Genomic DNA, 13,007 nt, shown 5'->3' with positions numbered 1-13,007 from the left:
CGTTTTGCTATCTGTCACTTTTGTCTGGATACCGGTTTATGAGCGCTCCTCGTGAAACCATCGCCGCCGTCGCCACCGCTCAAGGTCGTGGCGGCGTAGGCATCGTCCGTATTTCCGGGCCGCTGGCGAGCGTTGCGGCCAAGGCCTTCAGCGGTCGTGAACTCAAGCCGCGATTCGCCCACTACGGCCCGTTTTTCGATCAAAACGAAGAGGTCCTGGACCAGGGCATTGCCTTGTATTTCCCGGGCCCGAACTCGTTCACCGGCGAAGATGTGCTGGAACTCCAGGGCCATGGCGGCCCGATTGTTCTCGACATGCTGCTCAAGCGATGCCTTGAACTGGGGTGCCGTCTGGCACGACCAGGTGAATTCAGCGAGCGTGCGTTCCTCAATGACAAACTCGATCTGGCACAGGCCGAAGCAATCGCCGACCTGATCGAGGCCAGTTCTGCACAGGCCGCCCGCAATGCATTGCGCTCCTTGCAGGGGGCATTTTCCGATCGTGTGCATAACCTCACCGAGCAACTGATCGGCCTGCGGATTTACGTAGAAGCGGCCATCGACTTCCCGGAAGAAGAAATCGACTTCCTTGCCGATGGCCATGTACTGAGCATGCTCGACAAAGTCAGGGAAGAGTTATCCACCGTGCTGCGCGAAGCCGGGCAGGGTGCGTTGCTGCGTGACGGCATGACGGTGGTGATCGCCGGTCGGCCAAATGCCGGTAAATCCAGTTTGCTCAACGCACTGGCGGGTCGTGAAGCAGCGATCGTGACCGAGATTGCCGGCACCACCCGTGACATTTTGCGCGAACATATCCACATCGATGGCATGCCGCTTCACGTGGTAGATACCGCTGGTCTGCGAGATACCGATGACCATGTGGAAAAAATCGGTGTTGAACGGGCGTTGAAAGCCATTAGCGAAGCTGATCGAGTGCTGTTGGTGGTCGATGCCACCGCACCGGAAGCGCTTGATCCGTTCGCGTTGTGGCCAGAGTTCCTGGAAACCCGCCCGGATCCGGCGAAAGTCACGTTGATCCGTAACAAGGCCGACCTCACTGGCGAAGCAATTGCCCTGGAAGTCAGTGAGGATGGCCATGTGACCATCAGCCTGAGTGCCAAGTCGGCTGGCGAAGGCCTGGAACTGCTGCGTGATCATCTCAAGGCCTGCATGGGCTATGAGCAGACGTCGGAAAGCAGCTTCAGTGCTCGCAGGCGTCACCTTGAGGCGTTGCGTCATGCCAGTGCGTCCCTCGAGCACGGCCGTGCGCAGCTGACGCTGGCGGGTGCCGGTGAGCTACTGGCCGAAGATTTGCGCCAGGCTCAACATGCCTTGGGCGAGATCACCGGTGCATTCAGCTCCGATGACCTGCTGGGACGGATCTTTTCCAGTTTCTGTATCGGCAAATAGCCCTATCGTTGTCCACAGACAGGCCATTCGCGCCTGTCTGTTCTCCCCCTTTTCCTGAATTGCCTCCAGTGCCGAGCAGATTCTTTCTGCCTGGGCGGATTTTCTGCGCCCGGGATTTGATCAATCGCTGCTTTTCTGTGGATTAAGCCCTGTGAATAACTGCCGCTAAGGGCAGTTGATAACAGGGCCTCAAAACTGAAGATAACCGCCTCTGTGGATAACCACCCCTTTCATCCACAGGCTTACACCGGTTATCCAAGGGCCTCATTGGCACATGACCACAGGGTTTTGATTCTCTGTACATATTGAAAACAAAGGGCTGTACGAATCTATCCACAGAAATGGTGCTCAGTAGAAATAAACATAAAAACAAAGATTTAATAAATTTCTTTCTTTTTAATTTCTATAACCCCGACTTCTCCACAGCTGGTTAAATTTTGTGCAAAGGCTTCTTTAGGAAGGGCGAAGTCCCTATACTTGTCGACCAGGTCCAAAAACCTGAGCTCAAACTATTCCTGAATTACCTACTTAAGCAGGCACGAGGTGCGTGGTGGATTTCCCTTCCCGTTTTGAAGTGATCGTCATCGGCGGCGGTCATGCCGGTACCGAGGCAGCACTGGCCTCAGCACGTATGGGGGCAAAAACCCTGTTGCTGACGCATAACGTGGAAACCCTCGGTGCCATGAGTTGCAACCCGGCCATCGGCGGGATCGGCAAAAGCCACTTGGTAAAAGAAATCGATGCCCTCGGCGGCGCGATGGCCATGGCTACCGATAAAGGCGGCATTCAGTTTCGCGTGTTGAACAGCCGCAAAGGCCCGGCCGTGCGTGCAACCCGCGCCCAGGCAGACCGGGTTCTGTACAAGGCCGCTGTCCGCGAAGCATTGGAAAACCAGCCCAACCTGTGGATATTTCAACAAGCCGCTGATGACCTGATCGTTGAACAGGAACAAGTGCGTGGTGTTGTCACCCAAATGGGCCTGCGTTTCTTCGCTGACTCCGTGGTGTTGACCACTGGCACCTTCCTCGGTGGACTTATCCACATCGGAATGCAGAATTATTCCGGCGGTCGTGCCGGTGATCCGCCGTCGATCGCCCTGGCTCACCGTCTGCGCGAATTGCCACTGCGTGTTGGCCGATTGAAAACCGGTACGCCGCCGCGTATCGACGGTCGGTCTGTGGATTTCTCGGTGATGACCGAGCAAGCCGGTGATACGCCGATCCCGGTGATGTCGTTCATGGGTTCCAAAGAGCAGCATCCGAAACAGGTCAGCTGCTGGATTACCCACACCAACGCCCGGACCCACGAAATCATCGCAGCGAACCTCGACCGTTCGCCGATGTATTCCGATGCGGGGTTGATCGAAGGTATCGGCCCGCGTTACTGCCCGTCGATCGAAGACAAGATCCACCGCTTTGCCGACAAGGAAAGCCACCAGGTCTTCATCGAACCGGAAGGTTTGACCACTCACGAGCTGTACCCGAACGGGATATCCACATCCCTGCCGTTCGACGTGCAATTGCAGATCGTGCAATCGATTCGCGGCATGGAAAACGCGCACATCGTGCGTCCGGGCTACGCCATCGAGTACGACTACTTCGACCCGCGTGACCTGAAGTACAGCCTGGAAACCAAAGTTATCGGCGGTCTGTTTTTCGCCGGGCAAATCAATGGCACCACCGGATACGAAGAAGCCGGCGCCCAGGGTTTGCTGGCCGGGGCCAACGCTGCACTGCGTGCGCAAGGCAAAGACGCCTGGTGCCCGCGTCGCGACGAGGCGTACATCGGCGTGTTGGTTGACGACCTGATTACCCTTGGAACTCAAGAGCCGTACCGGATGTTCACATCCCGCGCCGAGTACCGTCTGATCTTGCGTGAAGACAACGCGGACCTGCGCCTGACCGAAAAAGGTCGCGAGTTGGGTCTGGTGGATGACGCGCGCTGGGCGGCGTTCTGCACCAAACGCGAAAGCATCGCGCTGGAAGAGCAGCGCCTGAAAAGTACCTGGGTTCGCCCCGGCACCGAGCAGGGCGACGCGATATCCGAGAAGTTCGGCACGCCGCTGACTCACGAATACAACCTGCTCAACCTCTTGAGCCGTCCGGAAATCGACTACGCTGGTCTGATCGCCGTGACTGGCGGGGGCGCAGAAGATCCACAAGTCGCCGAGCAGGTCGAAATCAAGACCAAATACGCCGGTTATATCGATCGTCAGCAAGATGAAATCGCACGTCTGCGGGCGAGCGAAGACACGAAACTGCCTGTGGATATCGACTACACGAACATTTCCGGTCTCTCCAAAGAGATCCAGAGCAAGCTCGGTGCGACCCGTCCAGAAACACTGGGCCAGGCGTCACGCATTCCGGGTGTCACACCGGCAGCCATTTCGCTGTTGATGATTCATTTGAAAAAACGCGGCGCGGGCCGTCAGTTGGAGCAAAGCGCTTGAGTTCGTTGGTCACCTCGCAACACGCCGAAGAGTTATCCACAGGTGCTCGCCAGCTCGGTGTCACATTGACCGAAACCCAGCACGCGCAGTTGTTGGGTTATCTGGCCCTGTTGATCAAATGGAACAAGGCCTACAACCTGACCGCCGTGCGCGATCCGGACGAAATGGTCTCGCGTCACCTGCTCGATAGTTTGAGCGTGATGTCGTTCATCGAAAACGGTCGCTGGCTGGACGTTGGCAGCGGCGGCGGCATGCCGGGCATTCCGCTTGCAATCCTGTTTCCAGAGTCCCAAGTGACCTGCCTGGACAGCAACGGCAAGAAAACCCGCTTCCTGACCCAGGTCAAACTCGAACTCAAACTGGATAACCTGCAAGTTATCCACAGTCGCGTCGAAGCCTTCCAGCCTGCACAGCCTTTCAACGGGATCATTTCCCGGGCGTTCAGCAGCATGGAGAACTTCAGCAACTGGACGCGCCACCTTGGCGACGCCGATACACGTTGGCTGGCAATGAAGGGCGTTCATCCGGCCGATGAGCTGGTAGCATTGCCGGCAGACTTCCACCTCGATAGCGAACACGCCCTGGCCGTACCTGGTTGCCAAGGCCAACGCCATCTGCTGATACTGCGCCGCACGGCATGATTGGGAACACAAGCAAGAATGGCTAAGGTATTCGCGATAGCGAACCAAAAGGGTGGTGTGGGTAAAACCACCACCTGCATCAACCTCGCAGCTTCCCTGGTTGCTACCAAGCGCCGGGTGCTGTTGATCGATCTCGATCCACAGGGCAACGCCACCATGGGTAGCGGTGTGGATAAACACGGCCTGGAAAACTCGGTCTACGACTTGCTGATCGGCGAATGCGATCTGGCCCAGGCCATGCACTTCTCCGAGCACGGTGGTTACCAGCTGTTGCCGGCCAACCGCGACCTGACCGCGGCCGAAGTAGTTCTGCTGGAAATGCAGATGAAGGAAAGCCGCCTGCGCAGCGCGCTGGCGCCGATCCGTGAAAACTACGATTACATTTTGATCGACTGCCCGCCGTCGCTGTCGATGCTCACGCTGAACGCTTTGGTCGCGGCTGACGGGGTAATTATCCCCATGCAGTGCGAGTACTTTGCGCTCGAAGGCTTGAGCGACCTTGTGGATAACATCAAGCGCATAGCAGAACTGCTGAACCCGAACCTGAAAGTCGAAGGCCTGTTGCGCACGATGTATGACCCGCGCCTGAGCCTGATGAACGACGTATCGGCGCAGTTGAAAGAACACTTCGGCGAGCAGCTCTACGACACGGTTATCCCGCGTAACATCCGCCTGGCCGAAGCGCCAAGCTATGGCATGCCGGCGCTGGCTTACGACAAGACTTCGCGGGGCGCCATTGCCTATCTGGCACTTGCCGGCGAGATGGTTCGCCGTCAGCGCAAAAATTCACGCACTGCCGCTGCTCAGGCAACTTAAGGAATCCCCATGGCCGTCAAGAAACGAGGTCTCGGACGTGGACTGGATGCACTGCTGAGCGGTCCGACCGTCAGCTCGCTGGAAGAGCAGGCTGTACAAGCCGATCAGCGTGAGCTGCAGCATTTGCCCCTGGACCTGATCCAGCGCGGCAAGTACCAGCCGCGTCGGGACATGGACCCGCAAGCGCTGGAAGAACTGGCGCAATCGATCAAGGCCCAGGGCGTGATGCAGCCGATTGTGGTTCGCCCGATCGGCAGCGGCCGCTTCGAAATCATCGCCGGCGAACGTCGCTGGCGTGCGAGCCAGCAGGCTGGCCAGGAAACCATCCCGGCGATGGTGCGCGATGTGCCGGATGAAACCGCCATCGCCATGGCGCTGATCGAGAACATCCAGCGCGAAGACCTCAATCCGATCGAAGAAGCGGTGGCCCTGCAGCGTTTGCAGCAGGAATTCCAGCTGACTCAGCAACAAGTGGCCGAAGCGGTGGGCAAATCCCGCGTGACTGTGGCCAACCTGCTACGCTTGATCGCGTTGCCGGAAGTTATCAAGACCATGCTGTCGCACGGTGACCTGGAAATGGGTCATGCCCGTGCTTTGCTTGGTTTGCCGGAGAATCAACAGGTTGAAGGGGCGCGACATGTTGTCGCACGGGGGCTGACTGTGCGCCAGACTGAGGCACTGGTTCGCCAGTGGTTGAGTGGCAAACAGGAGCCTGCCGAACCGGTAAAACCGGACCCGGATATCGCCCGACTCGAGCAGCGTCTGGCTGAGCGCCTAGGCTCTGCGGTGCAGATCCGACACGGAAAGAAGGGGAAAGGGCAGTTGGTCATTGGTTACAACTCCCTCGATGAGCTTCAGGGTGTGCTCGCACACATTCGCTGAAACATTTCCTCATGTAGCGTGCAGTCGGAAATCACTACCTGACAGTTGAATAGGGGCAGAACCGCCCCTATACTCTGCGCGCATTTTGTCGGCACAAATTATGCCAAGTTATTGAATTCTGGCAGCCGACCATTGGGGAGTATTAGTGATGGAAACCCGCACGCCAAACCGCTTGCCGTTCCATCGCCTGGCAGTTTTTCCGGTGTTGATGGCTCAGTTTGTCGTGTTGCTGATCGCCGCTTTGGCGCTGTGGCAATGGCACGGAGTCGTTGCCGGGTACTCAGGACTCTGCGGAGGCCTGATAGCCTTGCTGCCCAATGTTTATTTCGCTCACAGGGCATTTCGGTTTTCCGGCGCCCGAGCAGCTCAAGCCATCGTCCGGTCTTTTTATGCCGGCGAGGCGGGCAAACTGATTTTGACGGCAGTGCTTTTTGCATTGACGTTTGCAGGTGTGAAGCCATTGGCGCCGCTAGCTGTATTCGGCGTCTTCGTGTTGACCCAACTGGTCAGCTGGTTCGCGCCCCTGCTGATGAGAACAAGACTTTCGAGACCTTAGGGCGTTTGAGGCAACCATGGCAGAAACAACCGCTTCGGGCTATATCCAGCACCACTTGCAGAACCTGACCTTCGGTCAGCACCCAACCGGCGGGTGGGGTTTTGCCCACACCGCAGCAGAAGCCAAAGAAATGGGCTTCTGGGCTTTCCACGTCGATACCCTCGGCTGGTCGGTCGCTTTGGGTCTGATCTTCGTTCTTCTTTTCCGCATGGCGGCAAAGAAAGCGACTTCCGGTCAGCCTGGTGCTTTGCAGAACTTCGTTGAAGTATTGGTCGAATTCGTCGATGGCAGCGTGAAAGACAGCTTCCATGGCCGTAGCCCGGTGATTGCACCGCTGGCACTGACCATCTTCGTCTGGGTCTTCCTGATGAACGCCGTCGACCTGATCCCGGTCGACTGGATTCCTCAGCTGGCCATCCTGATCACTGGTGATGCGCACATTCCGTTCCGTGCCGTATCGACCACTGACCCGAACGCTACCCTGGGCATGGCCCTGTCGGTGTTCGCGTTGATCATTTTCTACAGCATCAAGGTCAAGGGCATCGGCGGCTTCGTCGGCGAGCTGACCCTGCACCCGTTCGGCAGCAAGAACATCTTCGTTCAGGCCCTGCTGATTCCGGTGAACTTCCTGCTGGAGTTCGTGACGCTGGTAGCCAAGCCAATCTCCCTGGCACTGCGTCTGTTCGGCAACATGTACGCCGGCGAGCTGGTCTTCATTCTGATTGCTGTGATGTTCGGCAGCGGTCTGCTCTGGCTTAGCGGCCTGGGCGTAGTTCTGCAGTGGGCGTGGGCTGTGTTCCACATCCTGATCATCACCCTGCAGGCGTTTATCTTCATGATGCTGACCATCGTTTACCTTTCGATGGCGCACGAAGAGAACCATTAAGGCCAGTCTCGACTAGTCTGATGTCCCACCCGGTCAAACGGGTGGGGGCCCGAACAGGGCTATGAAACGATTTGTTTTACCGCTTTAAAATCTAAAAAACCTAAACCATACGACGTAAAAGTCGGGAGGAAAGATGGAAACTGTAGTTGGTCTAACCGCTATCGCTGTTGCACTGTTGATCGGCCTGGGCGCACTGGGTACCGCAATTGGTTTCGGCCTGTTGGGCGGCAAGTTCCTGGAAGGCGCAGCGCGTCAGCCAGAAATGGTTCCAATGCTGCAAGTTAAAATGTTCATCGTTGCCGGTCTGCTCGACGCCGTAACCATGATCGGTGTTGGTATCGCTCTGTTCTTCACCTTCGCGAACCCATTCGTTGGTCAACTCGCTGGCTAATCACTCGAACCTTCGAGTGATTGGTTTGATGTGCAACGAACGAGCGAGGTGTTGGCGTGAACATTAATGCAACCCTGATTGGCCAGTCCGTTGCGTTCTTCATTTTTGTACTGTTTTGCATGAAGTTCGTGTGGCCTCCGGTCATCGCGGCTTTGCACGAACGTCAGAAGAAGATCGCGGATGGACTGGACGCTGCCGCCCGAGCAGCTCGCGACCTGGAGTTGGCCCAAGATAAAGCGGGTCAACAACTGCGCGAAGCTAAGGCTCAGGCAGCTGAAATCATTGAGCAAGCCAAGAAACGCGGTAACCAGATTGTTGAAGAGGCTGTTGAAAAAGCCCGTATCGACGCTGACCGTGTGAAGGTTCAGGCTCAGGCCGAGATCGAGCAGGAACTGAACAGTGTCAAAGACGCGCTGCGTGCCCAACTGGGTGCACTGGCCGTTGGCGGCGCCGAGAAGATCCTGGGTGCCACAATCGATCAAAACGCGCACGCGGAGCTGGTAAACAAACTGGCTGCTGAAATTTAAGCGAGGGCGATCATGGCAGAATTGACCACGTTGGCCCGACCTTACGCTAAGGCAGCCTTCGAGCACGCCCAGGCCCACCAGCAACTGGCCTCTTGGTCAGCCATGCTCGGCCTGGCTGCAGCAGTGTCGCAAGACGACACCATGCAGCGCGTGCTCAAGGCCCCGCGACTGACGAGCGCAGACAAGGCCGCCACGTTTATTGACGTGTGCGGCGACAAGTTTGATGCCAAGGCACAGAACTTCATCAACGTCGTTGCCGAAAACGACCGTCTCCCGCTGTTGCCGGAGATATCCGCTCTGTTCGACCTGTACAAGGCCGAACAAGAGAAGTCGGTAGACGTTGAAGTGACCAGTGCTTTTGCATTGAACCAAGAACAGCAAGACAAACTCGCCAAGGTTCTCAGTGCACGACTCAACCGGGAAGTGCGCCTGCAAGTCGAGGAAGACAAATCCCTTATTGGGGGCATTGTCATCCGCGCCGGCGACCTGGTTATCGATGGCTCGGTTCGCGGCAAACTCGCGAGCCTTGCCGAAGCATTGAAATCTTGAGTTTGAAGGGGCAGCAGAGCAATGCAGCAACTCAATCCTTCCGAAATAAGTGAAATTATCAAGGGCCGCATCGACAAGCTCGATGTGACCTCCCAAGCCCGTAACGAAGGCACTGTCGTCAGCGTATCTGACGGTATCGTGCGGATTCACGGTCTGGCCGACGTAATGTACGGCGAGATGATCGAGTTTCCGGGCGGCGTCTTCGGTATGGCCCTCAACCTGGAGCAAGACTCTGTAGGTGCCGTTGTATTGGGCGCATACCAGACTCTGGCTGAAGGCATGAGCGCCAAGTGCACCGGCCGCATCCTCGAAGTTCCGGTTGGTAAGGAACTGCTGGGTCGCGTAGTCGACGCACTGGGTAACCCAGTTGACGGCAAAGGTCCGCTGAACAACACCGAGACCGACGCGGTCGAGAAAGTTGCTCCAGGCGTGATCTGGCGTAAGTCGGTAGACCAGCCTGTACAGACTGGCTACAAGGCTGTCGATGCCATGATCCCTGTCGGCCGTGGCCAGCGTGAGCTGATCATCGGTGACCGTCAGATCGGTAAAACCGCTCTGGCGATCGACGCGATCATCAACCAGAAAAACAGCGGCATTTTCTGCGTCTACGTAGCGATCGGTCAGAAACAATCGACCATCGCCAACGTGGTTCGCAAGCTGGAAGAAAACGGCGCACTGGCTAACACCATCGTCGTGGCAGCGAGCGCTTCGGAATCTGCAGCACTGCAATTCCTGGCACCGTACTCCGGTTGCACCATGGGTGAATACTTCCGCGACCGCGGTGAAGACGCGCTGATCGTTTATGACGATCTGTCCAAGCAAGCAGTGGCTTACCGCCAGATTTCCCTGCTGCTGCGCCGTCCACCAGGCCGTGAAGCTTACCCAGGCGACGTGTTCTATCTCCACTCCCGTCTGCTGGAGCGCGCATCCCGCGTTTCGGAAGAATACGTAGAGAAGTTCACCAACGGCGCAGTGACCGGCAAAACCGGTTCCCTGACCGCACTGCCGATCATCGAAACCCAGGCTGGCGACGTTTCCGCGTTCGTTCCGACCAACGTGATTTCCATCACCGACGGTCAGATCTTCCTGGAATCGGCCATGTTCAACTCCGGGATCCGTCCTGCTGTGAACGCCGGTGTTTCGGTATCCCGTGTGGGTGGTGCCGCTCAGACCAAGATCATCAAGAAGCTCTCCGGTGGTATCCGTACCGCTCTGGCTCAGTACCGTGAACTGGCGGCATTCGCCCAGTTCGCTTCTGACCTGGACGAAGCGACCCGTAAGCAACTTGAGCATGGTCAGCGCGTTACCGAGCTGATGAAGCAGAAGCAATACGCACCAATGTCGATCGCTGACATGGCGCTGTCGCTGTATGCCGCTGAGCGTGGGTTCCTGACTGACGTTGAAATCGCCAAGATCGGCAGCTTCGAACAAGCGCTGATTGCTTTCTTCAACCGCGATCACGCCGAATTGATGGCGAAGATCAACGTGAAGGGTGACTTCAATGACGAAATCGACGCTGGCATGAAAGCCGGTATCGAGAAGTTCAAGGCCACCCAAACCTGGTAAGCCGCAGCGGGAGCCGCAAGGCTCCCGCTTGCTAACCTGATAGGTGTTACATGGCAGGCGCAAAAGAGATTCGCAGTAAGATTGCGAGCATCAAAAGCACGCAAAAGATTACCAGCGCCATGGAAAAAGTGGCGGTCAGTAAAATGCGCAAGGCACAAATGCGCATGGCTGCTAGCCGTCCTTACGCGGAGCGCATCCGCCAGGTTATTGGCCATTTGGCCAACGCTAACCCGGAATATCGCCACCCATTCATGATCGACCGTGAAGTAAAGCGTGTTGGTTATGTCGTGGTGAGCAGTGACCGTGGTCTGTGTGGTGGCTTGAACACCAACCTGTTCAAGGCTCTGGTCAAGGACATGGCGGTAAACCGCGAAAACGGCGTCGAGATTGATCTGTGTGTTGTTGGTAGCAAGGGTGCGGCTTTCTTCCGCAACTTCGGCGGTAACGTCGTAGCAGCTATCAGCCACCTGGGTGAAGAGCCGTCGATCAATGACCTGATCGGCAGCGTCAAGGTGATGCTGGATGCCTACCTGGACGGCCGTATTGACCGCCTGTCCGTGGTATCCAACAAGTTCATCAACACCATGACGCAAACGCCTACCGTGGAGCAGTTGATTCCACTGGTGGCAACCCCGGATCAAGGACTCAAGCACCACTGGGATTATCTGTACGAACCGGACGCCAAAGAGCTGCTTGACGGCTTGATGGTCCGTTACGTGGAGTCGCAGGTCTACCAGGCGGTGGTCGAGAACAACGCGGCTGAACAAGCTGCGCGGATGATCGCGATGAAGAACGCTACCGACAACGCCGGTGATTTGATCAGCGATTTGCAGCTGGTCTACAACAAGGCGCGTCAGGCTGCGATCACCCAAGAGATCTCGGAAATCGTCGGCGGCGCTGCCGCGGTTTAACGGTTCAAATATTCAGAGGATCCAGCTATGAGTAGCGGACGTATCGTTCAAATCATCGGCGCCGTTATCGACGTGGAATTCCCACGCGACAGCGTACCGAGCATCTACAACGCTTTGAGTGTAAAAAGCGATGCAGGCACCACTCTCGAAGTTCAGCAGCAGCTGGGCGACGGCGTGGTTCGTACCATTGCGATGGGTTCCACCGAGGGCTTGAAGCGCGGTCTGGAAGTCACCGACTCTGGCGCAGCCATCTCCGTACCGGTCGGTAAAGCGACTCTGGGCCGGATCATGGACGTACTGGGCAACCCGATCGACGAAGCTGGTCCGATCGCCACCGAAGAGCGCTGGGGCATTCACCGTCCTGCGCCAACCTTCGCTGAGCAAGCGGGCGGCAACGACCTGCTGGAAACCGGCATCAAGGTTATCGACCTGGTTTGCCCGTTCGCCAAGGGTGGTAAAGTTGGTCTGTTCGGTGGTGCCGGTGTAGGCAAAACCGTAAACATGATGGAACTGATCCGTAACATCGCCATCGAGCACAGCGGTTATTCCGTGTTCGCCGGTGTGGGTGAGCGTACTCGTGAGGGTAACGACTTCTACCACGAGATGAAGGACTCCAACGTTCTGGACAAAGTGGCACTGGTTTACGGTCAGATGAACGAGCCGCCGGGTAACCGTCTGCGCGTAGCACTGACCGGCCTGACCATGGCCGAGAAGTTCCGTGACGAAGGTAACGACGTTCTGCTGTTCGTCGACAACATCTATCGTTACACCCTGGCCGGTACTGAAGTATCTGCACTGCTGGGCCGTATGCCTTCCGCAGTAGGTTACCAGCCGACCCTGGCCGAAGAGATGGGTACTCTGCAAGAGCGTATCACTTCGACCAAAAACGGTTCGATCACCTCGATCCAAGCGGTATACGTACCTGCGGATGACTTGACTGACCCGTCGCCAGCGACCACCTTCGCCCACTTGGACGCCACCGTCGTTCTGTCCCGTGACATCGCTTCCCTGGGTATCTACCCAGCGGTCGATCCACTCGACTCGACTTCGCGCCAGCTGGACCCGAACGTAATCGGCCAGGACCACTACGATACCGCTCGCGGTGTACAGTACGTTCTGCAGCGTTACAAAGAACTGAAGGACATCATTGCGATCCTGGGTATGGACGAGCTGTCGGAAGCCGACAAGCAGTTGGTAAACCGTGCTCGTAAGATCCAGCGCTTCTTGTCGCAGCCGTTCTTCGTGGCTGAAGTCTTCACCGGTGCCTCGGGTAAATACGTTTCCCTGAAAGACACCATTGCTGGCTTCAAAGGCATCCTCAACGGTGACTACGACCACCTGCCAGAACAAGCGTTCTACATGGTCGGCGGCATCGAAGAAGCGATCGAGAAAGCCAAGAAACTGTAATCCCGGCGCCCGGCAAC

Annotated in this window: 13 protein-coding genes; all 13 read left to right on the top strand. The window is 57.0% G+C overall.

Translation table 11 applies throughout. From position 1 onward, the window contains the following. Positions 1 to 38: 38 nt before the first annotated feature. Complete coding sequence (mnmE, locus tag K5R88_RS21110; protein ID WP_192228145.1) at positions 39 to 1,409, top strand: tRNA uridine-5-carboxymethylaminomethyl(34) synthesis GTPase MnmE; 1,371 nt, start codon at positions 39 to 41, stop codon at positions 1,407 to 1,409. 550 nt (positions 1,410 to 1,959) lie between these two features. Beyond that, positions 1,960 to 3,858 carry a tRNA uridine-5-carboxymethylaminomethyl(34) synthesis enzyme MnmG gene (gene mnmG / locus K5R88_RS21105; protein WP_226298302.1) on the top strand — a complete coding sequence of 633 codons (1,899 nt, stop codon included), beginning with the start codon at positions 1,960 to 1,962 and terminating at the stop codon, positions 3,856 to 3,858. After that, the gene (rsmG, locus tag K5R88_RS21100; protein WP_007948096.1) at positions 3,855 to 4,499 is read left to right on the top strand and encodes a 16S rRNA (guanine(527)-N(7))-methyltransferase RsmG; all 645 of its coding nucleotides are present in this window, start codon (positions 3,855 to 3,857) and stop codon (positions 4,497 to 4,499) included. Before mnmG ends, rsmG begins: the two co-directional genes overlap by 4 nt. An 18-nt stretch (positions 4,500 to 4,517) precedes the next feature. After that, positions 4,518 to 5,315 (top strand): ParA family protein, encoded by a 798-nt coding sequence (locus tag K5R88_RS21095; protein ID WP_008027543.1) that lies wholly within the window; start codon positions 4,518 to 4,520, stop codon positions 5,313 to 5,315. A gap of 9 nt (positions 5,316 to 5,324) precedes the next feature. Continuing rightward, the gene (locus K5R88_RS21090; RefSeq protein ID WP_008027541.1) at positions 5,325 to 6,197 is read left to right on the top strand and encodes a ParB/RepB/Spo0J family partition protein; all 873 of its coding nucleotides are present in this window, start codon (positions 5,325 to 5,327) and stop codon (positions 6,195 to 6,197) included. Between the two features lie 148 nt (positions 6,198 to 6,345). After that, complete coding sequence (locus K5R88_RS21085; RefSeq protein WP_008027539.1) at positions 6,346 to 6,753, top strand: F0F1 ATP synthase subunit I; 408 nt, start codon at positions 6,346 to 6,348, stop codon at positions 6,751 to 6,753. Between the two features lie 16 nt (positions 6,754 to 6,769). Next, positions 6,770 to 7,639, top strand: a complete 870-nt coding sequence (atpB, locus tag K5R88_RS21080; protein WP_008027537.1) for a F0F1 ATP synthase subunit A — start codon at positions 6,770 to 6,772, stop codon at positions 7,637 to 7,639. A 133-nt stretch (positions 7,640 to 7,772) separates the two neighbouring features. Then, positions 7,773 to 8,030 (top strand): F0F1 ATP synthase subunit C, encoded by a 258-nt coding sequence (gene atpE, locus K5R88_RS21075; RefSeq protein ID WP_002555987.1) that lies wholly within the window; start codon positions 7,773 to 7,775, stop codon positions 8,028 to 8,030. 56 nt (positions 8,031 to 8,086) lie between these two features. Further along, positions 8,087 to 8,557, top strand: coding sequence for a F0F1 ATP synthase subunit B (locus K5R88_RS21070; protein WP_008027535.1), 471 nt, complete (start codon positions 8,087 to 8,089; stop codon positions 8,555 to 8,557). A 12-nt stretch (positions 8,558 to 8,569) separates the two neighbouring features. Beyond that, complete coding sequence (locus K5R88_RS21065; RefSeq protein ID WP_008027533.1) at positions 8,570 to 9,106, top strand: F0F1 ATP synthase subunit delta; 537 nt, start codon at positions 8,570 to 8,572, stop codon at positions 9,104 to 9,106. A 21-nt stretch (positions 9,107 to 9,127) separates the two neighbouring features. Next, positions 9,128 to 10,672 carry a F0F1 ATP synthase subunit alpha gene (atpA, locus tag K5R88_RS21060; RefSeq protein WP_008027530.1) on the top strand — a complete coding sequence of 515 codons (1,545 nt, stop codon included), beginning with the start codon at positions 9,128 to 9,130 and terminating at the stop codon, positions 10,670 to 10,672. A gap of 50 nt (positions 10,673 to 10,722) precedes the next feature. Next, positions 10,723 to 11,583 (top strand): F0F1 ATP synthase subunit gamma, encoded by an 861-nt coding sequence (atpG, locus tag K5R88_RS21055; protein WP_008027528.1) that lies wholly within the window; start codon positions 10,723 to 10,725, stop codon positions 11,581 to 11,583. A gap of 27 nt (positions 11,584 to 11,610) precedes the next feature. Beyond that, on the top strand, positions 11,611 to 12,990 hold the full coding sequence (atpD, locus tag K5R88_RS21050) for a F0F1 ATP synthase subunit beta (protein ID WP_008027526.1): 1,380 nt from the start codon (positions 11,611 to 11,613) through the stop codon (positions 12,988 to 12,990). Positions 12,991 to 13,007: the final 17 nt, after the last annotated feature.

The sequence above is a fragment of the Pseudomonas sp. MM213 genome (genome assembly GCF_020423045.1).
GTDB classification, from domain to species: domain Bacteria; phylum Pseudomonadota; class Gammaproteobacteria; order Pseudomonadales; family Pseudomonadaceae; genus Aquipseudomonas; species Aquipseudomonas migulae.
This window is presented reverse-complemented; position numbering and strand designations above follow the sequence as displayed.